This window comes from Marmoricola sp. OAE513 (genome assembly GCF_040546585.1).
Taxonomy (GTDB): Bacteria; Actinomycetota; Actinomycetes; order Propionibacteriales; family Nocardioidaceae; genus Marmoricola.
Genome location: NZ_JBEPOC010000001.1, coordinates 2,331,991 through 2,352,470, shown reverse-complemented (window position 1 = coordinate 2,352,470; position 20,480 = coordinate 2,331,991). Strand labels below are relative to the sequence as shown.

Genomic DNA, 20,480 nt, shown 5'->3' with positions numbered 1-20,480 from the left:
GGTGAGGTACCCGCTCGTACCGCGTCCACACCTTGCGTGGGGCGTCGTCCTGAGGGTAGAGGTCAGTGCATGGACCACGACGGTGGGTTGAGCCCGGACACGGTGACGCGCAACTGGGACGAGCTGCTGCAGGAGATCAGGGTCATCGAGACCGGGGTGCAGATCCTCACCGGGTTCCTGCTGACCGTCCCGTTCAACTCGCGGTTCGAGGACCTCGACGACTTCCAGCGCACGCTCTACCTGTTCGTCCTCACCGGTTCGGTCGCGACGACGGCACTGGTGGTCGCTCCGGTCGCCTTCCACCGCGTGCTGTTCCGCAAGCACGCTCGCCTCTGGTTGGTCGAGGCGGCCAACACGTGCGCCAAGGCCGGCCTCGTCCTGCTCGGCCTGACGATCAGCGGCGTGCTGTTCCTGGTCTTCGACGTCGTGGTCGGCGACCTCGCCGGCGTGGTCGCGTTCGTCGTTGCCCTGGGATTTTTCGCGGCGCTCTGGGCTGCCGTACCGGTGGCGGGCCGTCGTCGTCGGGCTGGCGGCGAGGGGGCCTAGCTCCCCGGCCACTCCCCGGTCCAGCGCTGGAACACGCGTGCCCCCGCCCGGTCGACCGCTGCCTTCACGGAAGCGAAGATCGCGCCCTGGAGAGCGGCCGCCAGCACCACCTGCCCGACCGAGTAGCGGGACTCCAACGGCTGCGGCGCCTGGTCCGAGGGCCCGGGGACGACCCGCCCGTACACCTGCTTGAAGACCTGGCCGGCCACCACGCCGCCGGCCACGCTGCCGACCAGGCCGATCGGCCGGTACAGCACCTTCGCCGACTTGTGGCGCGAATCGCTGCTCATCCGGAACCTTCCTCGTCGATCACGTGCATGGCGGCCTCCTCGGCGCTGGCGCCGGCGCCGTCGATGCCGACGTCGGAGGCGATCTCGTCCTTCGAGGTGTCCTCTCCGAGGCCCTCGTCGGGAGCGACCAACCGACCGCTGCGCACGTCGCCTGCGAACGACTCGGCAGGGTCGCCGAACTCGTCGTCGAGCGCCGCGCCGTCGCCGCCGAGCGGATCGACGTCCGGCTCCTCCTGCGCCAAGCGGTCCTCGATCGTCTCGCCCTCGGCCTGCTCGCGCGGAGTACGCCCCTTGGGACCCGAGGCCATCGGGCGCTCCGGAGGCGAGTAGCCCTCGTCGAGCACGTCGTCGACACCTCGGTCGTCCAGGGTGTCGCTCGGCTGCAGCTGGTCTTCGGTCATGCGGCGTCAGTTCCCCGAACAGCACCCACCAAACCCGCTAGCGTGCGGCCCATGACCCAGGTCCGGCTCGACGTCACCGACGGCGTGGCCGTCGTGACCCTCGACGGACCTGCGAGGCTCAACGCCTTCTCGTCGACGACCGGACGCGAGCTCAGCGCGGCCTACCGGACCTGCGACGCCGACGACGAAGTCAAGGTCGTGGTGCTGACCGGCGCGGGCCGCGCGTTCTGCGCCGGCGCCGACCTGAGCCCGTCGGCGGACTCGTTCGGCGCCCCCGGTGATGACTTCTCGGCCTCGCCGGTGGACCCGCCCGCCTTCGGCGTGCGCAAGCTCGTCGTCGCTGCCGTGAACGGGTCTGCGATCGGGATCGGCCTCACGCTCGCCCTGCAGTGCGACCTGCGGATCGTCGCGGCGGACGCCACCCTGGCCATCCCCCAGGTGCGGTTCGGGATGATCGGTGACGGACACAGCCACCTGACGCTTCCACGGATCGCGGGCCGGGGCGTCGCCGCCGAGATGCTGCTCACCGGACGGTCGATCACCGGAGCCGAGGCGTTCGAGCGGGGGATCGCGAACCGCGCGGTCCCGGCCGACCAGGTGCTCGAGCAGGCCCTGGAGCTGGCGCACGACGTCGCGGTGAACGCGAGCCCGGCCTCGATCGCGCTCAGCAAGCACATCTTGTGGGCAGACCTGGACGCGCCCGACGTCGAGCGCCGCGAGACCGCCGCCCACCGCGTGCTGATGGCGCACCCGGACGCGCAGGAGGGGGCTGCCGCGTGGCGGGAGAAGCGCTCACCCCGGTGGGGCTTCGCAGTCAGCGACCTCCCCGGAGAACCGGACCTCTAGGCCGGACCGTCACCGGGACGGAGCTCGGCGCGCAGCGTGCGGATCAGCTCCTTGCCCGCGACGTCGAGGAACTCGTCCTGGTACCGGTCGCCGATCTGGACCAGCGCTACGTCGGTGAAGCCTGCGTCGACGAACTCGCGCACCGAGGGAGACCACCTCCGACAGGTCGGGGCCGCACGGGATCGCTCCCGCGACGTCGTCGGGCGTGACGAACTGGGTCGCCCCGGCGAACGCGGCCGGACCCGGCAGCTCCGCGTTGACCTTCCAGCCTCCCCCGAACCACCGGAACTGGTCGTGGGCGATCTCGACCGCCTCGTCCCTGCTCGGCGCCCAGCACACCGGGAGCTGACCGATCTTGCGCGACGAGGTGTTCCCCCGGACCTCGTCCCAGGAGCGGACCAGGTCGGCATCCGGCTCCACGGCGATCAGGTCATCAGCGAGGTCGGCCAGGCGTTCGACCCCGTCTGAACCCGACACCGCGGCAGCGATCGGGACCGGCTTCTCGGGCACGTCCCACAGGCGCGCTGAGTCCACCTGGAAGTGCTTGCCCGGGAAGTTCACGTACCCGCCGCCGAGCAGCTCGGAGATGATCACCAGGGCCTCGACCAGCATCTCGTGGCGCACGTTCACCGCCGGCCACGGACCGACGATGTGCTCGTTGAGGTTCTCCCCCGCCCCGACGCCGAGGGTGAAGCGGCCGTTGCTCAGCAGGCTCGTCGTCGCGGCCTTCTGCGCCACCACCGCCGGGTGGTAGCGCAGGGTCGGACAGGTCACGTAGGTCATCAGCTCGACGCGCTTCGTGACCTGGGTGACCGCGCCCAGGACGGACCACGCGTACGGCGAGTGCCCCTGGCTCTCCAGCCACGGGAAGTAGTGGTCGCTGATCACCTCGAAGTCGAACCCCACCTCCTCGGCACGCTGGGCGTACCGCACCAGGTCGTTCGGGCCGGACTGCTCGGACATCAGGGTGTAGCCGATCTTGGTCATGCAGGTCGGGTACCCCGTGCGCCACGGGCTAGTCGACCTCGACGTCCCGACGGCTGCGCAGGTCGACCAGCACGGTCCGCAGCAGGTCCCGCGGGAGCTCGAGCTCGCCCGCCTTGTGCCGCGATGCCAGCTCGGCGAAGAAGATCTGCGGATCGGCCGCTGCGAGCTCGAACAGGTCGGCCGCCTCCTCGCCGTCCAGCTGCGCTCCGAGGTACTCCACGAGCTCCATCCGGAGCCGGTTGCGCGACTTCTCCGTCAGCGGCGCGGCCGTCGGTTGGTGGACTTCCCGCCACGCCGCCAGCGACGGGTAGACGGTGAACACCAGGTCGAGCCGGGTCAGGTTGAAGAGCCGGAGGAGGTTCGCGTTGGCGCAGGCGATCACGAAGGAGCCCCCGGCCGCGTGGGCACGCCGACGCCCGCCGATCAACGCACCCAGCGCCGTGGAGTCGAGGAACTCCGTCGCCGCGAGGTCGATGACGAGCTTCGTGCGTCCCGCCGAGATCAGGTCCGAGATCCGGTCGCGCAGCGTCGTGTACGACGACAGGTCCAGCTCGCCCCGCACCGCCAGGACGTCGTGATCGCCCTCGGTGGTGTGCTCGATCTCGATCTCCACACGTACCTCTTCCCGCTCTGCTCGGTGGGCGTCATGCTCCCACGTAACGCGTGATGGCAAACTTCGTTGGTCACCTCGGTACAACCAGCTGCCATCCAGGTGTCGACGAAGCGGCAGGAGCCGTCCGTGCCCGACCAGCACCAGCCCGACGACGCGTGCTCCCTCGCTGTCTCCGGGGAGATCGACATCGCCTCGGTCGAGGACCTCCTCGAGGACGCCCGGCGTTGCCTCGAGCAGGGTCCTCAGGCCATGACCCTCGACCTCGCCGGAGTGACGTTCATCGACTCCAGCGGTCTGGGTGCCCTGGTCCGGATCCGCAACGACGCCGCCCAGCAAGGTACCCAGGTCACCCTGGACCGGATGCCTGCGACGGCGCGTCGACTTTTCCAGGTCTCCGGCCTCGACCAGGTCTTCGAGATCCGCGACGAGGACGAGGCGTGACCCCGGGGACCGAGCCCGGGAACCAGACTCAGCCCCGGACCCAACGCACCTCACGCACGCGCAGGGTGAGCCCGGTCGCCGTGGTCATCTGCGTGGTGGGTCTGGCTCTCACCAGTCTGGCCACCTACGCGACGTCACGCGTGGACTACAACACCGAGCAGCGTCTTCTCGACGTGCAGACCAAGCAGGTCGGCGCGGTGCTGTCGACCACGGTCCTCGTCATCCGGAGCACCCTCACCACGGCGTTGACGGTGCAGCCCATGGCGGGCAGCGGCGACGCGTCAGCATTCAGGAAGGCGGTGAGGTCCTCGGTCGGGCCGGGCAAGCTCTTCGCGTCCGCGTCGGTCTGGCGTCGCACCGGAGACCGGATGGTTCGGCTGGCCAACGTCGGCGAAGCACCCTCGTTGAAGGTCGGGTCACCCGCGCAGCAGAAGTACCTGCGAGCAGCGTTCGGCCAGCCCGAGTTCATCGTGCGGCCGATCACCCTGCCCCAGAAGCGTCGGATCGCGTACGCGCTCGCTGCCCCGGACTCGTCGTACGTGGTGTACGCCGAGCGCGCCCTGCCCATGAACCGACGCTCGCCGGTCGACTCCGACAGCGCGTTCTCCGGTCTCCACTACGCGATCTACATCGGTTCGCGCGCCACTCCCGCTGCGCTGGTGGCGACCGACGTCGCGCCGTCCTCGCTTCCGTTGTCCGATCCGCGGGCGACGGCCACGGTGCCGTTCGGGAACACCGTCCTCACGGTCGTCACCTCACCCCGGCACCACCTGGGGTCCGCCCTGAGCAGGCGTCTGCCGGTCGTGCTGCTGCTCGGCGGTCTGTTCCTCACCGCGGTCGCGGCGTTCGTCGGTCAGCAGTTCGCGCGTCGCCGCGCCAAGGCCGAGGAGGCGACGGCGCTGGTGACCGACCTCTACAGCCGGGTGGACGCCCTCTACGGCCAGGAGCGCGAGCTGTCGGTGCGCCTGCAGCGGGCGCTGCTGCCCCCGGTCATCCCCCACGTCCCGAACCTCGAGGTCGCGGTCGAGTACGTCGCGGGTGCGCACGGCGTCGACATCGGCGGCGACTGGTACAGCCTCATCGCGCTGGGCACCGACGAGTTCGCGTTCGTGGTCGGCGACGTCTCCGGCCGCGGCATCGACGCCGTCGCGGTCATGGCGCGGGCACGGTTCACGCTGCGCGCCTACCTGCTGCGCGGCGACAGCCCGTCGACCGCGCTGGAGATGTGCTCGCACCAGTTCGACATCACTGCCGACGGCCACATCGCGACGACCATCGTCGGAGTCGGGAACTGGCGCACGGGAGAGATCACGGTGGCCAACGCGGGCCACCCGATGCCGCTGCTGCTCACCGACCACAGCGCTGACTTCGTGGAGGTGGCCACGGGGCCGCCCCTGGGGACGGGACCGACGTCGTACGGGTCGACCACCTTCTCCCTGCCGGCCGGCTCGACCCTCTTCTGCTTCACCGACGGGTTGATCGAGCGGCGGGGCGAAGGCATCGACACCGGGATGGCGCGCCTCGCCGCGACGGCCGGGGCCTCCCGCGGCTCGGTCGACCACCTGGTCTCGGACACGGTGAGCGCGCTCCGCTCGACGGATGCCGAGGACGACATCGCCGTCCTCGCGTTGCGATGGGTGCCGGAGTCGTGAGAGCCACGTTCCCTGCCGACCTGCGGGCACCGGCCCAGGCGCGCAGCTTCGTGGCCACGCAGCTGGAGGGCATCGGTGACGACGAGACCTTGGGCGAGGACCTCGTCCTCATCGTCAGCGAGCTGGTCACCAACGCCGTGCGAGCGGGGGCTGCGCGGATCGACGTACAGCTGAGCACCACCTCGGACCGCATCGACCTGCAGGTCACCGACGATGCCGAGGGGTGGCCCACCCCGAGACCTTCGCTCCCCGGCGACACCGGCGGCCGCGGGTTGGCCATCGTCGAGCAGCTCGCCGACACCTGGGGCACCCAGAAGCGCAACCCCGGCAAGACGGTGACCGCGACCTGGTTCCGCGACACCCGGAGCCACTAGTCTCCGAGCACTGATCCCCTCCCGGAGGTGCCCTGTGCAGCGCGTACTCGGTCTAGCCATCCTGCTGGTCTTCGGCATGCTCAGCCTTCCGCTGGCTGCACTGGGCTTCGACGAGGAGGGCAGCGAGAACTGGATCCTGCCCGTCCAGCTCGGCGGCATGGCGGCGATCGGGGCGCTGGTCGCGCTCGCGATCCCACGGCTGGCGCGGGAGGGATCCTCGCCTGCGCGGCGTGCCGTCGTCGGCGCGGGGTGGGGTCTGCTGATGGCTGTCGTCGGGGTGGCGACGTTCTTCCTGATCCTGAACGGCTTCGACGGCGCCTAGGACAACTCGGAGCCGATGACAGGACTCGAACCTGCGATCTTGGTCTTACAAGGACCCTGCTGTACCAACTCAGCTACATCGGCCTGCCGGGGCGACCGGCAACGCCCATCGTACCGACGTCGGGGCGCTCGGACTCCTCGGTATCAACGGGCTCGGACCCCGCACGACGGCTCGGGACGACCTCGGCGGCCAACCACCAGCCGACGGCGACCAGGACCATCAGCACGACCAGCACTACGGAGAACACGGGACCAGCTCCTCGACATCGTGGATCAGGGACGCTGCCGCCACCAGACGAGCGCCGCGGCTGCGAACGCGGCGCCGAGAAATGCGGCGACCACCGGCGGCTTGGGCAGCCCGGCGGGGGTGGTCGCCCGGTCGTGCAGACGGTGGACGGCCTCCGCACTGCGCGCAGGAACGTCGAGCTTGGCGCTCAGGCTCGTGGCGGTCTTCTCCAGCTCCGCGCGACGGCGGCGCACCTCTGCCTCCAGCTGCTGGACCTCGCTCACGGGCGGACCTCCTTCAGCACGGCCACGTCGTCGGACAACCCCTCGATCGCGCGCTTCGGCACCGGCGGTGCGCCGCGTTTGACCTGCGCCTGCCCGACCACTGCCAGGAAACCTGCGACCACCAGGAGGCCGGCCGTCACGATCAGCGCCGCCAACCACCCGTCGACGACCTCCGCCAGCGCCAGGATCGCGGCTGCGAGAGCGGTCCCGACGGCGAACAGCGCCACCACCCCGGCCGCGCCGAGCATGCCTGCCCCGATTCCCAGGCGCTTCCCCTTCTCGGCCACCTCGGCCTGGGCGAGCCGCAGCTCCGCGCGGATCAGATCCGGTACCTGCTCGGTCAGGTCGCCCACGAGGCGTCCGAGAGAGCGACTGTCCGGCTCGTCCCCGACGGGTGCCGGCGTCCCCTCGTCGTGCGGTCGCAACGGGTTGTTGATGATGACTGCGCTCATGCGTTGCATGTACCCGTCCCCGGCGATCCGACACGAGCGCAAGAAATCCTGAGAACTTCACCCTCCGGGTGACCGGACAAACCGGACTTCGTGAAGAATGGCCGTGTGAGCCACCTGCTGCACCGCCCCCACCACGACGGCTCACCGCTGTACACCTCCGCGGAGAGCGCACCCCTGGGCAGGGCGATCACCGTCCGGGTGCGCACCAGTACCCACGACCCGGTCGACGCCGTCTGGCTCAGGACCGTCCGCGACGGCGAGCCCTTCTTCGACCCGTGCACCCGAGGCGCCACCGACGGCGCGGACATCTGGTGGACGGCCTCGGTGCCGGTGCACAACCCGACCCAGCGCTACCGGTTCATGATCGTCACGGGCGAGACCTTCCGCTGGCTCAACGCTTCCGGTGTCGTGGACCACGACGTCCCGGACGCGCAGGACTTCACGGTCTCGGCGTACGGCGGACCTCCTGCCTGGGGGCGCGATGCCGTGGTCTACCAGGTCTTCCCCGACCGGTTCGCGCGCTCGGCCGCCGCCGACGTGCGCCCGATCCCGGAGTGGGCCGTGCCTGCGCAGTGGGACGACGCTCCGATCCACCAGGGCCCGCACACGCCTCTGCAGTTCTACGGCGGCGACCTCGACGGGATCACCGAGCACCTGGACCACCTCGTCGACCTCGGGGTGGACACGCTGTACCTGACACCGGTCTTCCCGGGGGAGAGCAACCACCGCTACAACGCCAGCACCTTCGACGAGGTCGACGAGCTGCTCGGCGGGGACGAGGCCTACCGACGCCTGGTCGACGCCACCCACGACCGCGGACTCAAGATCCTCGGCGACCTGACCAGCAACCACACCGGCGACACCCACGAGTGGTTCCTCAAGGCGCGGTCGGACAAGCGCAGCCAGGAGCGGAAGTTCTACTTCTTCTCCGCCGACGGAAGCTACGAGACGTGGAAGGGGCACCACACCCTGCCCAAGCTCGACCACGCCTCGGGGGCGCTCGGCGACCGGTTCCGCCGGGTGGTCGCGCGCTGGCTCGAGTTCGGCTTGGACGGCTGGCGGATCGACGTCGCCAACATGACCGGTCGGCTCGGCGCGGTCGACCGTGCTCTCGACGTCGCCCGCGAGATCCGGGAGGCGGCGGTCGCCGTCGACCCCGAAGCCCTCGTGCTCGCCGAGCACGGCCACGACGCGACCGGCGACCTCGCCGGTGACGGCTGGCACGGGACGATGAACTACTACGGGTTCTCCTTCCCGGTCTGGGAGTGGCTGCGCGACCCACGACGACCCACCCCGAGCTTCGGTCTCCCTGTCGACCTTCCCCGGCGCGGAGGCGCGGCGATGGTCGCAGCGATGCAGGCCTTCACGGCGAGCTTCGGCTGGCGGGCGACCCAGGCCAGCTGGAACATCCTGGGATCGCACGACTCCCCCCGGATCCGCACGATCACCGGCTCAGCCGCGTTGCACCACCTGGCCGCCGTCCTGCAGTTCACGCTGCCCGGGGTACCGATGATCTTCGCCGGGGACGAGCTCGGCCTCGAGGGCGTGAACGGCGAGGACTCCCGACGCACCATGCCGTGGGGCGACGAGATCGCGTTCAAGACCCGGACCCGCGACGTCTACCGGGCACTGGCCGCCCTCCGCCGGGAGCACGTCGCACTGACCCGCGGCAGCCTGCGGTGGGCGCACGTCGCCGAGGACGAGGTCGCTTTCCTGCGCGAGCACGAGTCCGGCACGCTGCTGGTCCAGGTCCGTCGTACGCCGGGAGAGTTCACCGAGCTGCCCGGCATCGTGCTCGAGGAGCACCTGTTCGGACTCGGCGAAACCGGACCGACTCCACGAGCCGCCGTGTGGAGTGTCCGGCCCAACGCCTAGTGCGACTGCCAGGCGTCGTCGTCCGCCGTACGGCTGGTGACCGCCTTGGGGAGCTTGCCGTCCGCGAGCTGCCGCACCGACACGGCCTCGAAGACCTCGCGCAGCGAGACCCGGCCGGCGATCCAGACGTGCTGCAGCACGGCCGCCGAGTCGTTGTAGTTCACCGCCTCGGGACGCAGTCCGTAGACGGAGACCAGCGGGCCGTCGACCGCGCGGATGACGTCGGCGACGGACACGTCAGCGGCGTCCCGGCTCATCCGCCAGCCACCGGACTGACCGCGCTGGGCGATCACCACACCCGCCCGACGGAGGTCGGCCAGGATTGCCTGGAGGAAGCCGTGCGGAATGTCCTGGAGACGTCCCAGCTCCTCCGCGCTGACCGGGGCAGCGTCGTCCCGGCGAGCGATCTCGATGAGTGCTCGCAGGGCGTAGTCGGACTTGGCTGTGACGCGCATGGGCTAAGTCTCTCAGATCGCTCAACTCAATGGATCCAACTGGGACACGTGCCGATGGACGCGTGTCGGGGGTTCAGCCCTTGCGCTTCTCCGCCACCGCGTAGAGCGCGATCGATGCAGCGACGCCCGCGTTGAGCGACTCCAGCGAGGACGCCATCGGTACCGAGACCAGCACGTCGCAGGTCTCCGAGACCAGGCGTCCCAGGCCCTCGCCCTCGGACCCGACGACGATGACCAGCGGCCCGTCGGCGAGATCCAGGTCGGGCAGCGAGACCTCCCCGTCGGCGGCCAGACCGATGACCATGCAACCCGCGTCCTGGTAGGCCTTCAGCTGGCGGACCAGGTTCACGACCTGCGCGACCGGGACCCGTGCAGCAGCCCCGGCGGAGGTCTTCCACGCCGACGGCGTCATCCCTGCGGCACGGCGCTCCGGAATGACGACACCGTGCGCACCGAAGCCCGAGGCTGACCGCACCACGGCACCGAGGTTGCGCGGATCGGTCACGGAGTCGAGCGCGACGATCAGCGGCTTCTCGCCGCGCTCGTCCGCGAGCTCGAGGAAGTCGTCGGCGTGCGCGTACTCGTACGCCGGCACCCGCGCCGCGAGGCCCTGGTGCACCGCACCGGCGGTCATCCGGTCGAGCTCGACCCGGGGCACCTCCATCAGCGAGATGCCGAGGTCGGAGGTGAGCTGGAAGGTCTCGCGCAGGCGGGCGTCACGCTCGGCGCCCTCGGCGACGTACACCGCGATCACCGGCATCTTGGCGCGCAACGCCTCGACCACCGAGTTGCGCCCGGCGACCCACTCGGCCTCACCGGGCTTGGCACGCCGCTTCGGTCGCTTGGCCTCGGCGCGCGCCGCGCGCTCGTTGGCCTTGTAGACCTTGTGGTTCGGGCGGTCCTTGGCCTTCGGCGTCGGACCCTTGCCCTCCAGGCCGCGCTTCACCCGTCCACCCGAACCCGCGGTCGGGTTGCCCTTGCCGGACTTCTTGATCGCGCCACGTCGCGCGCTGTTGCCTGCCATCAGTTGCTACTTTCCAAAGTCCACCGCGGCCCCGCCGCGGTGTCCTCGATCTCGATGCCGGCAGCCGCGATCTGGTCGCGGATCGTGTCGGCGGTGGCGAAGTCCTTCGCCTCTCGTGCTGCTTGTCGGGCCTCGAGCAGTCCGCGCACCAGCACGTCGACTGCCGTGCTCAGGCGCTCCGAGGAACCGCCCGAGTCCTGGGTCCAGTGTGGATCAGCCGGGTCCAGACCCAAAACCGAGAGCATCGCCCGGACGTCGTCGGCAGCCCTGGTAGCGCCGGCGGCATCGCCGTCGGCCAGCGCCGAGTTGCCGGCGCGGACCAGGTCGTGGATGACGGCGACCGCGGCCGGAGCGCCGAGGTCGTCGTCCATCGCAGCGACGAAGGCCTCCGGCAACGTCCCGTCGGCGGCGACACCCCCGGCCTTCTCGACGAAGCGCTCGATGCGCTGGAAGGCCGAGGCGGCGTCGCCCAGCGCCTCGAACGAGAACTCGACGTGCGAGCGGTAGTGCGCCGCCACCATGTAGTAGCGCAGCTCGATGCCGCGGACCTTCTTGAGCACCTCCGGGACGAGCAGCGAGTTGCCCAGCGACTTGCTCATCTTCTCGCCGGACGTGGTGATCCACGCGTTGTGCAACCAGTACGACGCGAACCCACCACCCGCGGCGCGGGACTGGGCCTGCTCGTTCTCGTGGTGCGGGAAGCGCAGGTCGACGCCACCGCCGTGGATGTCGAACGCCTGGCCCAGGTACTTGCCGGCCATCGCGGAGCACTCGATGTGCCACCCCGGACGACCGCGACCCCAGGGCGCGGGCCACGACGCCGTCACCGGCTCGGAGTCGGACTTCCAACCCTTCCAGAGGGCGAAGTCACGGGGGTCCCGCTTGCCCCGCGGGTCGGCGTCGGTGGCCGCCTCCATGTCGTCGATGCCCTGGTGGGTCAGCTCGCCGTACGACGGCCAGGACCGGACGTCGAAGTAGACGTCACCGGAGTCGTCGGAGGCTGGGTAGGCGTGACCCTTCTCGATGAGCAGCTCGATGAGCTCGATCATCTCCGGTACGTGCCCGGTCGCGGCCGGCTCGTACGTCGGAGGCAGCACGTGCAGGTCCGCGTAGGCACGGTCCAGCTCGCGCTTCATGTCGTAGGCGAGGTTGTACCAGGGGCGACCCTGCTCGGCGGCCTTGGTGAGGATCTTGTCGTCGATGTCGGTGATGTTCCGGATGAAGGTGACCTCGGACCCGGACGCGATCAGCCAGCGCCGCAGCAGGTCGAAATTCACCGCCGAACGCACGTGCCCGACGTGGGGCTCGCTCTGCACCGTCAGACCACACACGTAGATGCCGGCCTTGCCCTCTTCCAGGGGCACGAAGTCGCGGACTTCGCCGGTTGCGGTGTCATAGAGCCTCAGGGTCACCGGGGAAGTCTATTGGTCCCGAGGCTATGTGAAAATTGATCACTTATGTGACAAGTGGGGTTACCGTTCTCAGGTGCCCTTCCCCGATCTCCGGCCACAGCTCGCGCGTGCGATCGCGTACCCGCGCGTCGCCGTCAGCCTGGTCGCCCTCGTGCTCGGCCTCGGCGCCCTGGTGGTGATACGCCCGGACCTGAGCAGCGGCCCGGTCGACTCGGTCCGCCTGGCAGCCACCCCGGTCAAGAGCAGCTACGGCGCCTTCACCAGCACCGCCGACTTCGCGCGCGGCACCCGCGGCGGGACGACCATCTCGGCGGGCACCGTCCACCTCGGCTCCCCCGTCGGGACCCGCAAGATCGGCGACAAGAGCTACGAGTACGCGACCTGGACCTCCCCGTGGGTCACCCCGAAGCAGACCTTCACCCAGCTGGTGCCGTCCTGGACCGCGAGCACCCCGACCGGCTCCCTGGTCCAGGTCCTCGTCACCGTCAGGAACACCGCGGGCACGGTGAGCAGCGCCAAGAAGCTCGGCACCTGGACGCTCGGTGACTCCGGGTTCAAGCGCACCAGCGGCAGCACCCAGAAGGACGCCGTCGCCCGGGTCTCGACCGACACCGTCGTGGCTGGGCCGAAGGCGCTCACCGGCTACCGCCTCACGGTCCGGTTGCTCCGTCTGCCCCGAGGGGCGGCACCGAGCCTGAACGCGATCGGCGCCGCAACCGCGACCCCGTCGACAACGCTGCCCGCGACGTCGGTCCCGCTCAGGAGGACGGCTGTCAGCCTGGCCGTCCCGGGGTACAGCCAGATGACCCACCGCGGACACGCTCCCCAGTACGGCGGAGGTGGCGAGGCCTGGTGCTCGCCCACGTCACTCTCGATGGTGCTCGGCTACTACGGCCGCCTCCCGGACCCGACGTCGTACGCCTGGGTCCCGAAGAAGTACGCCGACCGCTGGGTCGACCACGTCGCCCGACTGACCTACGACTACGCCTACCGGGGTACCGGCAACTGGCCGTTCAACACCGCGTACGCCGCCACCCGCACCGGCAACGCCTTCGTCACGCGACTCACCAACCTCCGCATGGCCGAGCGATTCCTCCGCGCAGGCATCCCCGTGATCGTCTCGATCAAGTTCGGCAAGGGCCAGCTCCGCAACGCCCCCATCACCGCCACCGCCGGCCACCTCGTCGTCCTCACCGGCCTCACCGCCGCCGGCAACCCGATCGTCAACGACCCCGCAGCCCCCACCAACAAGAGCGTCCGCCGCACCTACAACCGCGCCGAGTTCGAACGAGCCTGGCTCCGCGGCTCCTGGGGCACCGCCTACATCGTCACCGACGCCAAGCACCCGCTCCCGAAGCGGCCAAAGGGCATCCACAACTGGTAGGCACCACCCAGGCGGGAAAGTTCACCAGCGCAGCGACGCGACCTCGGAGCCGCGGAGGTGGGGTGCGCGACGTCCGGACGCCCGCGGGGGCGGCGGAGCCGTGGATGGGCCTGGCCCCGTGGAGCGAGGAACGAGCGGAACGGTGGTTGGCTCAGCCGCCCCCGCGGGCGGCCGGGTGGCGCGCGGGTTGCGGTCAGGTCACCACGTCTCGGCAAGCTCGACGACCGGGGACCTCACCACGTCTCGGCAAGCTCGACGACCGGGACGCTAGACCCCGTATCCCCCGTCGACGTCCAGCTTCTGCCCCGAGATGAACCCCGCCCGGTCAGAAGCCAGAAAGCACACGGCCTCGGCGATGTCGACCGCCTGCCCGAACCGCCGCAGCGGGATGTTCCCCCGCGTCACCTCCAGCGCTCGCTCGTCCAGCTCCCCCGAGCTGATCAACCGGTCCGCCATCCCGTCGGTCAGCATCCCCGGACCGACGCAGTTCACCCGCACGCCGAACCGCCCCTCCTCCGCGGCGAGACCGCGCGCCAGCGCCTCGACCGCCGCCTTCGGAGCAGCCGACAACCCGTCACGGACGGGGTAACGCGAGGTGGCAGCCGTCGTCACCGCGACCACGCTCCCTCGCGCCTCGCGCAGCGCCGGCAGCGCGGCGGAGACGACCCGGAAGAACGCGCCGGTGTCGACCTCGAGCTGGGTCGACAGAGCCGCCGGGTCGACCTTGCTGAGGTGCGTCATCGGCACGTGCGGTCCGGCTGCGTAGACCAGCGTGTGCAGGCCGCCGTACCGGGCGACGACTGCGGTGACCGCGTCGACCACCGCGGCGTCGTCGAGGGTGTCCAGCCCCAGCGCCTCGCCTCGTACGCCGTGCGCCGTCGCCTCGGAGACCGCCTGCTCGGCGGCCCGCCGGCCGGACCGGTACGTCGCGACCACCGCGCTGCCGCGCTCACCGAGCATCCGCACGACGGCACGGCCCAGGCCGCCGCTGCCCCCGACCACCAGTGCCGCGCCGGGACGGTCGGAGAAGTCGGCGCTCAGGTCGGTTCCCATGCCCGCAGCGTAGGACCTTGCTCCGGGCAGCACCGGAGTTCGGGTCAGACGACGTCGAAGTCGATCTGGTGGAGCCCGGTGGCACCGCTCGGTTCCGCCGCGTTCTCGACGTCGGTCTGCACGACCCCGGTCATGTCGGTGGCTCGCACCACGAGCACGTGCGCACCGGTCCCGACTTCCAGGTCGGCGGTCCACTGCACCCAGGCATCGCCGGTCCTCGTCGTCGTGCCCACGCGGGCGGTCACCCACGGGCCACCGTCGAGCTGGTACTCGACCGCCCTGATCCCGGCGTGCGGCGACCACGCGACGCCACCGATCTCCAGGGTGCCGGACGGTACGTCGTCGCCGTCGCGGGGCAGGTCGATCCGGGACTGGGTGCGGACCGGACTGCCCTCGTCCCAGCCTTCCTCGGCCGACCGGGTCGACGCCTCCTCCGCCGTGGTGACCTCGAGATCGACGACCCACTTGGTCGTCGTCGCGTAGTCGTAGACACCGGCGACGACCGTGCGCGCGGGGAACCCCTGACCCACCTCGAGCACGGCACCGTTCATGGCCAGTGCGAGCATCGCCGTCCGGCCGTCGGTCAGCAGGTCGAGGGGAACGGCACAGGTCCAGCCGTCCTTCCCGGTCTGCACGACGGTGTCGGCCGCGGCCTGGACGCCGGCCTGCTCGAGGATGTCGCCCAACCGGATCCCTGACCAGTAGGCGTTGCCGACCTTCTCCCCACCCACCTCGTTGGTGGCCGCGCACATGGTCACCCACGCCTCGATCATCGGCAGGTTCACGAGGTCGGAGTAGCTCAGCTCGACCTCGCGGTCGACCATCCCGTGCACCCGCAGCGTCCAGTCGTCGATCTCGATCACCGGGTCCGAGATCGACGCGCGCACCTTGTAGAAGGAGCGGGCCGGGGTGCGCCACGAGCTGATCCCGACGACCCCGAGGCGCGACCCGGCGGGCACCGAGCCGCGGGTGATGGGCAGGCGCAGCAGGCGACGAGACCTGTCGACCGCGTTGCGCTTGGACCGGCTCGAGAGACCTGCCACGCCGACCCCCGCGGTTACCAGGACGACCCCGCTGAAGAAGCCGAGCAGCTGCCGGCGCGACGGGTCGACCTCGTCCGGCGCAAGGCTGCGTCCCACGGTCCGCACGAGCAGCCGGGACACGACGATCCAGGTGACCATCGCGACCACCGGGCACATCGCCGACTCGATGGACCGGTCGATCCGGAGGGCGGAGACCACCCCGATGCCCGCCGTCGCGACGTACACGACGTCTGCGACCAGAGGGCGTCGCAGCGCGAGCACACCGACGACCGCGAACACCACCAGCAGGAGGATGATCACCATGATGTTGCCGAGCGGCAGACCCACCGAGCTGGTCTTGGAGACCAGCCAGCGCATGACGACGCCGGGCGTTAGGTCGACGGCCGTGGTGCGCGCAGCGCGCACCGGGCCCGCGCCGGCCTGGAGCAGCCAGGCGGTCGACTGAGCAGTCACGATGCCGGCAGCGCCGGTCAGCAGACCCGCCAGGGCGAGGTAGGGCGTGGTCCGCTTCACACGAGCCTCCGGGGAGGCGCCGACGCCGCGGCGACGGCGGGAGGAGCGGGGATCACCGCCCCATCGTGCAGCATCCGCCCCGAATACCCGGCATGATCACGGGCGCAATCGTCACTTCGTTCCTCAGCAGGCGTTGGCGCCACGGGTGTGGCCCCGCGCAAGCTCGGACACTCGGTAGCCTCGTCCCGTGGATCTCAGAACGGGTATCGGAACCGACGTGCACCGTCTCGTCGAGGGACGGCCGATGACGATCGCCGGACTGACCTGGCCGGAGGAGACCTCGGGGCCCGAGGGTCACTCCGACGGCGACGTCGTGCTGCACGCGATCTGCGACGCACTCTTCTCCGCCTCAGGTCTTGGCGACCTCGGCAGCAACTACGGGACCTCCGAGCCGCAGTGGTCCGGCGCTGCCGGCGACGCCCTGCTGGCGGAGACCCTGGTGCGGGTCCGGGCAGCGGGCTGGACGGTGTGCAACGTCGCGGTCCAGCTGGTCGGCAACCGGCCGCGGATCGGGGGCCGCCGGACCGAGGCCGAACGTCACCTCGCCGAGACCCACGGCATCGCGGTCTCGTTCTCCGCGACCACCACCGACGGCCTGGGCCTCACCGGTCGCGGCGAGGGCGTCGCGGCGATCGCGACCGCACTGCTGCAACGAGATACCTGAGACACGGTGTATCAGGTACTTTCCTTCCATGAAGACCTTTGACGGCCTGCGCCTCGACGTGCGCACCTACGGTCCCGAGGACGCGCCGCTGACCGCCGTGCTCGCGCACTGCTGGACCTTGAACCAGGCGGACTGGCACTACCAGGTCCGGGACCTGCAGCGGGAGTTCGGCCACCGGATCCGCATCGTCACCTGGGACCACCGTGGCCACGGCAGCTCCGACGAGACGCCGAAGGCCGACTGCACCATCGCCAACCTGGCGCGCGACATGAGCGACGTCATCGACGCCTACGCGCCGACCGGGAAGCTCGTCATCGCGGGACACTCGATCGGCGGCATGACGACGATGGTGCTCGCCGGTCAGCGCCCGGAGCTCTTCGACCGCGTCGTCGGGGTCGCCTTCGTCGCGACCTCCTCCGGCGAGCTCGACACGATCACCCTGGGTCTCCCCGAGATGGGCCCGTTCGTGCGCGCCCAGATCCCCCGGATGCTCGCGCTGCGCTCGCGGACACTCACGAAGAAGGCACGTCGTCGCGCACCGATCATCGAACGCCAGGTGATCCGGCGCTTCCTGTTCGGACGCCCGATGCGCCTGGTCGACGCCGCCCTCACCGTCGAGGGTCTCATCAACTCCTCCGCCGCGACCGTGGTCGGCTTCTACGAGGACTGCCTGCGCCTCGACGCGGTCGAGGCGCTCAAGGTCTTCGACGGCATCCCCACCCAGGTCCTGGTCGGCACCCGCGACGTGCTGACCACGCCCGCGCACGCGCGCAAGATCGCCGAGAACATCGAGGGCGCCGTGCTCACGGTGATCCCCGACGCCGGCCACATGCTGCCCCTGGAACGCGACGAGCTGGTCTCCGGCGTCCTGATCAGGTTGATCCGCCCGCACGTGTGAGACTGCGCCGGTGAAGACCGCGATCGTCCTGCTCGCAGCAGGGTCCGGCCGACGCGTCGGCGCGGAGAAGAACAAGGTGCTGCTCCCGCTCGGCGGCAGCCCGATCCTGGCCCGCAGCGTCCGCACCGCCCTGGCGGTGGAGAGCTGCACACGGATCGTCGTGGTGGTCCGCCCCGAGGACCGCGACGAGGTCGGTGCCGCACTGGCACCGCACCTGGGCCCGTACGACGTCTGGCTCGTCGACGGCGGCGAGGAGCGGCACGACTCCGAGACCAGGGCGCTGGAGGCGCTCCGGACCGACATCGACGCGGGCGAGCTCGACGTCGTCGCGATCCACGACGGGGCCCGTCCGCTCGCGTCAGCAGCCCTGTTCACCGCAGTCGTCGCTGCAGCCGACCGGTACGGGGCGGCCGTTCCGGTCCTGCGCACCGTGCCGCTGAGCAACGCCGACGGCAGTCGCGCGCCGAGCGGGCTGGCAGCCGTCCAGACACCGCAGGCGTTCGCCGCTGGTCCGCTGGTCGCGGCGTACGACGCGGCTGCCGCCAACGGTTTCCGCGGCACCGACACGGCCGCCTGCCTGGAGCGGTACACCGACCTCGCCGTCCACGCCGTCGACGGCGAGGCCGCGAACATCAAGGTGACGTTCCCCGAGGACCTCGCGCTGGCCGAGGAGCTCCTGGTCAGTCAGGCGCCGAGCTCAGCGAACGACTGAGGGCCTCCAACCCGGTCAGGTCGTCCTGACCGGAGATGCGGCGCCCGATCGCGGGAGCCTCCAACCAGAGCAGGTCGCCGAGATCGGAGAGTTGCGCGACCAGTGCCGGAAAGTCCGTCGTGTCCAGGCCGTCGACCCGGGCCAGCACCGAGCCGGGCACCACCACCGGGCTGGTGACCGCGCGCAGTCCGGAGCGGTCGACCGTGGCGCCGAGGACGTCGCCCTCGCGCAGCTTCACGGTGTCGGTGACCGGCCTGAACGCCACCACGGTCTGCCCGGTCTCCCGGCACCGGTCGACCGCACGCGCGAGGAAGTCGGCCGGCACCAGCGGGCAGAGCGGGTCGTGCAGCAGCAGCGGCCGGCCGGACTCCTTGACCTGCTCGAAGGCGACGGAGGCGTCGAAGAGCTGCACCCCGGCCTCGCCGACCGCCCAGGAGGCGGCCGCGACCAGCGACTCGCCGTGCACCAGCGCGAACGGCAGCGATCCCCGGCCCTCGACCGGGACCCAGCCGAGTGCGGCCATCTCCTCGTCGTCCACCCGCCCAGCAAAGCAGAACGCCCCCGATCACCAGGATCGGGGGCGTTCGACAGCAGCAGTCGCGTGGGCTCAGCTCGCGAGGACCTCGTCGAGGATGGCCTCGGCCTTGTCCTCGTTGGTGTGCTCGGCCAGTGCCAGCTCGGAGACGAGGATCTGACGAGCCTTCGCGAGCATCCGCTTCTCGCCGGCCGACAGTCCGCGGTCACGCTCGCGGCGCCACAGGTCGCGAACGACCTCGGACACCTTCATCACGTCACCGGAGTGCAGCTTCTCCAGGTTCGCCTTGTAGCGGCGCGACCAGTTGGTCGGCTCGTCCGGGACGATCGCGCGCAGCACGTCGAAGACCCGGTCCAGTCCTTCCTTGTCCACCACGTCGCGAACCCCGACCAGGTCGAGGTTGCAGGCGGGGACTCGTACAACGAGGTCCTGCTGGGCCACGATCCGGAGTACGAGGTACTCCTTCGGCTCGCCCTTGATGGTGCGCATCTCGATGTCCTCGATGATGGCGGCCCCGTGATTCGGATAAACAACCGTTTCGCCGACGGTGAAAGTCATATGCAGTTAACCCCTTTCAAGGTGACCAGTCTAACACGGCGTACGGCGCGTCGATTTCGCGTTTGCGCAGGTCAGGCCGCTAACGAGGCCTTGACAGGGATGTGCTGTGTGTGCGTCAACGGACCGAGGTCCGCCGAACGTCGCGTCGCGTCGCACTCCCCGCGGACGCACGACATGGATAGTTTTCGTCCATGACCGAGTCAGGCACGACGCAGCGCCGCAGGCAGCGGATCACCGACCTGGTGCGGTGCACGCACCCCAAGCAGGCCGTCCTGGCCGCCGCGGTCATGGGCGTGCTGGCCTCGCTCACGGACCGTCCCGCGCGGGATGTGCTCGTCGTCATCGGCGCCGTCCTCGTCGTCCAGCTCTCGCTCGGTCTCTCGAACGACCTGTGCGACCTCAAGCACGACGATCGCGCCCAGACGCCGGGCAAGCCGCTGGCCGCCGGCCTCGTCGACCCGAGCAGCGCCAGCTACTGGATGATGGTGCTGATCCTGCTAGCGGTCCCGCTCGCGGTCTCCAGCGGCGTCGTCGCCGCGATCGCCCTGCTGGCCACGCTGCCGATCGGCTGGATCCACAACCGCTGGCTGCACCGGACCCCGTTGTCGTTCCTCGGCTGGATGCTCACCTTCGCGCTGTACCCGGCCTTCCTGGCGTACGGCGGCTGGGCCGGTGGGCTGCACGGCTCGGAGCCCACCTGGGCGGTCACCCTGCTCGCCGCGGGACTCGGGCTCTGCGTGCACTTCATCACCTCGCTGGGGGACCTGGTGGCCGACAACAAGTCCGGCGCGCGCACCCTCCCGCTCCGGACCGCCCTGCGCCTGGGCGCTCCGCGGCTGCTGTTCCTCACCGTGGTCGCCACGGCAGCAGCACTGGTCGGTCTCGTCGTCGCTGCCGCGTCCGTGGGCCTGCGCCAGTGAC

At 70.5% G+C, this 20,480-nt stretch carries 26 protein-coding genes and 1 tRNA gene; 12 read left to right on the top strand and 15 right to left on the bottom strand.

Annotation, left to right across the window (positions count from 1 at the left end; all coding sequences use genetic code 11):
• Window positions 1–69: 69 nt before the first annotated feature.
• Window positions 70–546 carry a DUF6328 family protein gene (locus ABIE44_RS11855; protein ID WP_209717624.1) on the top strand — a complete coding sequence of 159 codons (477 nt, stop codon included), beginning with the start codon at window positions 70–72 and terminating at the stop codon, window positions 544–546.
• On the opposite strand, the gene ABIE44_RS11850 is transcribed toward ABIE44_RS11855, so the two are convergent.
• Both ABIE44_RS11850 and ABIE44_RS11845 read right to left on the bottom strand, forming a co-directional pair.
• Window positions 543–836 (bottom strand): DUF4235 domain-containing protein, encoded by a 294-nt coding sequence (locus ABIE44_RS11850; protein WP_209717627.1) that lies wholly within the window; start codon window positions 834–836, stop codon window positions 543–545. The two genes, ABIE44_RS11855 and ABIE44_RS11850, sit on opposite strands and share 4 nt — an antisense overlap.
• Window positions 833–1,237 carry a DUF5709 domain-containing protein gene (locus tag ABIE44_RS11845; protein WP_209717630.1) on the bottom strand — a complete coding sequence of 135 codons (405 nt, stop codon included), beginning with the start codon at window positions 1,235–1,237 and terminating at the stop codon, window positions 833–835. The genes ABIE44_RS11850 and ABIE44_RS11845 overlap by 4 nt, the downstream gene beginning before the upstream one ends.
• A gap of 51 nt (window positions 1,238–1,288) precedes the next feature.
• Here ABIE44_RS11845 and ABIE44_RS11840 point away from each other — a divergent pair, with 51 nt between their 5' ends.
• The gene (locus tag ABIE44_RS11840; protein ID WP_209717633.1) at window positions 1,289–2,083 is read left to right on the top strand and encodes an enoyl-CoA hydratase/isomerase family protein; all 795 of its coding nucleotides are present in this window, start codon (window positions 1,289–1,291) and stop codon (window positions 2,081–2,083) included.
• A 9-nt stretch (window positions 2,084–2,092) separates the two neighbouring features.
• Here the strand turns inward: ABIE44_RS11840 and ABIE44_RS11835 are convergent, their stop codons facing one another.
• Complete coding sequence (locus ABIE44_RS11835) at window positions 2,093–3,070, bottom strand: TIGR03557 family F420-dependent LLM class oxidoreductase (RefSeq protein WP_354438025.1); 978 nt, start codon at window positions 3,068–3,070, stop codon at window positions 2,093–2,095.
• Window positions 3,071–3,098: 28 nt separating this feature from the next.
• Window positions 3,099–3,683, bottom strand: coding sequence for an STAS domain-containing protein (locus ABIE44_RS11830; RefSeq protein WP_209717639.1), 585 nt, complete (start codon window positions 3,681–3,683; stop codon window positions 3,099–3,101).
• Window positions 3,684–3,809: 126 nt separating this feature from the next.
• Between ABIE44_RS11830 and ABIE44_RS11825 the strand changes: the two genes are divergently transcribed.
• The 4 genes from ABIE44_RS11825 to ABIE44_RS11810 all read left to right on the top strand — a co-directional run bounded on the left by ABIE44_RS11825 (window position 3,810) and on the right by ABIE44_RS11810 (window position 6,472).
• Window positions 3,810–4,124: an STAS domain-containing protein gene (locus ABIE44_RS11825; RefSeq protein WP_209717643.1), complete on the top strand. Its 315-nt coding sequence runs from the start codon at window positions 3,810–3,812 to the stop codon at window positions 4,122–4,124.
• Between the two features lie 65 nt (window positions 4,125–4,189).
• Window positions 4,190–5,776 carry a PP2C family protein-serine/threonine phosphatase gene (locus ABIE44_RS11820; RefSeq protein ID WP_209717646.1) on the top strand — a complete coding sequence of 529 codons (1,587 nt, stop codon included), beginning with the start codon at window positions 4,190–4,192 and terminating at the stop codon, window positions 5,774–5,776.
• Window positions 5,773–6,150 (top strand): ATP-binding protein, encoded by a 378-nt coding sequence (locus ABIE44_RS11815; RefSeq protein ID WP_209717650.1) that lies wholly within the window; start codon window positions 5,773–5,775, stop codon window positions 6,148–6,150. The genes ABIE44_RS11820 and ABIE44_RS11815 overlap by 4 nt, the downstream gene beginning before the upstream one ends.
• A 34-nt stretch (window positions 6,151–6,184) precedes the next feature.
• The gene (locus ABIE44_RS11810) at window positions 6,185–6,472 is read left to right on the top strand and encodes a hypothetical protein (RefSeq protein ID WP_209717653.1); all 288 of its coding nucleotides are present in this window, start codon (window positions 6,185–6,187) and stop codon (window positions 6,470–6,472) included.
• 10 nt (window positions 6,473–6,482) lie between these two features.
• Here the strand turns inward: ABIE44_RS11810 and ABIE44_RS11805 are convergent.
• The 4 genes from ABIE44_RS11805 to ABIE44_RS11790 all read right to left on the bottom strand — a co-directional run bounded on the left by ABIE44_RS11805 (window position 6,483) and on the right by ABIE44_RS11790 (window position 7,433).
• Window positions 6,483–6,555 (bottom strand) — tRNA-Thr (locus tag ABIE44_RS11805).
• Window positions 6,546–6,719: a hypothetical protein gene (locus ABIE44_RS11800; protein ID WP_209717655.1), complete on the bottom strand. Its 174-nt coding sequence runs from the start codon at window positions 6,717–6,719 to the stop codon at window positions 6,546–6,548. Before ABIE44_RS11800 ends, ABIE44_RS11805 begins: the two co-directional genes overlap by 10 nt.
• Before the next feature lie 25 nt (window positions 6,720–6,744).
• On the bottom strand, window positions 6,745–6,981 hold the full coding sequence (locus ABIE44_RS11795) for a DUF3618 domain-containing protein (RefSeq protein WP_209717658.1): 237 nt from the start codon (window positions 6,979–6,981) through the stop codon (window positions 6,745–6,747).
• Window positions 6,978–7,433 carry a phage holin family protein gene (locus ABIE44_RS11790; protein WP_209717661.1) on the bottom strand — a complete coding sequence of 152 codons (456 nt, stop codon included), beginning with the start codon at window positions 7,431–7,433 and terminating at the stop codon, window positions 6,978–6,980. The genes ABIE44_RS11795 and ABIE44_RS11790 overlap by 4 nt, the downstream gene beginning before the upstream one ends.
• Before the next feature lie 105 nt (window positions 7,434–7,538).
• Between ABIE44_RS11790 and ABIE44_RS11785 the strand changes: the two genes are divergently transcribed.
• Complete coding sequence (locus ABIE44_RS11785) at window positions 7,539–9,308, top strand: glycoside hydrolase family 13 protein (protein WP_209717664.1); 1,770 nt, start codon at window positions 7,539–7,541, stop codon at window positions 9,306–9,308.
• Here ABIE44_RS11785 and ABIE44_RS11780 read toward each other — a convergent pair.
• The 3 genes from ABIE44_RS11780 to cysS all read right to left on the bottom strand — a co-directional run bounded on the left by ABIE44_RS11780 (window position 9,305) and on the right by cysS (window position 12,199).
• Complete coding sequence (locus ABIE44_RS11780; RefSeq protein ID WP_209717667.1) at window positions 9,305–9,763, bottom strand: RrF2 family transcriptional regulator; 459 nt, start codon at window positions 9,761–9,763, stop codon at window positions 9,305–9,307. The two genes, ABIE44_RS11785 and ABIE44_RS11780, sit on opposite strands and share 4 nt — an antisense overlap.
• Before the next feature lie 73 nt (window positions 9,764–9,836).
• Window positions 9,837–10,787: a 23S rRNA (guanosine(2251)-2'-O)-methyltransferase RlmB gene (gene rlmB, locus ABIE44_RS11775; RefSeq protein WP_209717671.1), complete on the bottom strand. Its 951-nt coding sequence runs from the start codon at window positions 10,785–10,787 to the stop codon at window positions 9,837–9,839.
• Entirely contained in the window at window positions 10,787–12,199 is a 1,413-nt protein-coding gene (cysS, locus tag ABIE44_RS11770) for a cysteine--tRNA ligase (RefSeq protein ID WP_209717674.1), read from the bottom strand. Before cysS ends, rlmB begins: the two co-directional genes overlap by 1 nt.
• Before the next feature lie 73 nt (window positions 12,200–12,272).
• Between cysS and ABIE44_RS11765 the strand changes: the two genes are divergently transcribed.
• Window positions 12,273–13,583: a C39 family peptidase gene (locus ABIE44_RS11765; protein WP_209717677.1), complete on the top strand. Its 1,311-nt coding sequence runs from the start codon at window positions 12,273–12,275 to the stop codon at window positions 13,581–13,583.
• A 267-nt stretch (window positions 13,584–13,850) separates the two neighbouring features.
• On the opposite strand, the gene ABIE44_RS11760 is transcribed toward ABIE44_RS11765, so the two are convergent.
• Together ABIE44_RS11760 and ABIE44_RS11755 are read right to left on the bottom strand one after the other, a co-directional pair.
• Entirely contained in the window at window positions 13,851–14,636 is a 786-nt protein-coding gene (locus tag ABIE44_RS11760; RefSeq protein WP_209717680.1) for an SDR family NAD(P)-dependent oxidoreductase, read from the bottom strand.
• 44 nt (window positions 14,637–14,680) lie between these two features.
• A complete protein-coding gene (locus ABIE44_RS11755) occupies window positions 14,681–16,192 on the bottom strand; it encodes a molybdopterin-dependent oxidoreductase (RefSeq protein ID WP_209717683.1) in 1,512 nt (503 codons plus the stop codon).
• 187 nt (window positions 16,193–16,379) lie between these two features.
• Here ABIE44_RS11755 and ispF point away from each other — a divergent pair, with 187 nt between their 5' ends.
• From ispF to ABIE44_RS11740, 3 genes are read left to right on the top strand one after another with little or no spacing between them, the layout of a single operon-like run.
• On the top strand, window positions 16,380–16,856 hold the full coding sequence (gene ispF / locus ABIE44_RS11750; protein ID WP_209717686.1) for a 2-C-methyl-D-erythritol 2,4-cyclodiphosphate synthase: 477 nt from the start codon (window positions 16,380–16,382) through the stop codon (window positions 16,854–16,856).
• A 28-nt stretch (window positions 16,857–16,884) separates the two neighbouring features.
• Complete coding sequence (locus tag ABIE44_RS11745) at window positions 16,885–17,754, top strand: alpha/beta fold hydrolase (protein ID WP_209717690.1); 870 nt, start codon at window positions 16,885–16,887, stop codon at window positions 17,752–17,754.
• Window positions 17,755–17,764: 10 nt separating this feature from the next.
• Entirely contained in the window at window positions 17,765–18,466 is a 702-nt protein-coding gene (locus ABIE44_RS11740) for an IspD/TarI family cytidylyltransferase (protein WP_209717693.1), read from the top strand.
• Here the strand turns inward: ABIE44_RS11740 and ABIE44_RS11735 are convergent.
• Window positions 18,435–19,004, bottom strand: a complete 570-nt coding sequence (locus tag ABIE44_RS11735; protein ID WP_354438024.1) for a 2-C-methyl-D-erythritol 4-phosphate cytidylyltransferase — start codon at window positions 19,002–19,004, stop codon at window positions 18,435–18,437. The genes ABIE44_RS11740 and ABIE44_RS11735 overlap by 32 nt on opposite strands.
• A gap of 69 nt (window positions 19,005–19,073) precedes the next feature.
• Window positions 19,074–19,559 (bottom strand): CarD family transcriptional regulator, encoded by a 486-nt coding sequence (locus ABIE44_RS11730; RefSeq protein ID WP_209717698.1) that lies wholly within the window; start codon window positions 19,557–19,559, stop codon window positions 19,074–19,076.
• Window positions 19,560–19,750: 191 nt separating this feature from the next.
• Between ABIE44_RS11730 and ABIE44_RS11725 the strand changes: the two genes are divergently transcribed.
• A complete protein-coding gene (locus ABIE44_RS11725; RefSeq protein WP_209717700.1) occupies window positions 19,751–20,479 on the top strand; it encodes a UbiA family prenyltransferase in 729 nt (242 codons plus the stop codon).
• Window position 20,480 lies beyond the last annotated feature (1 nt).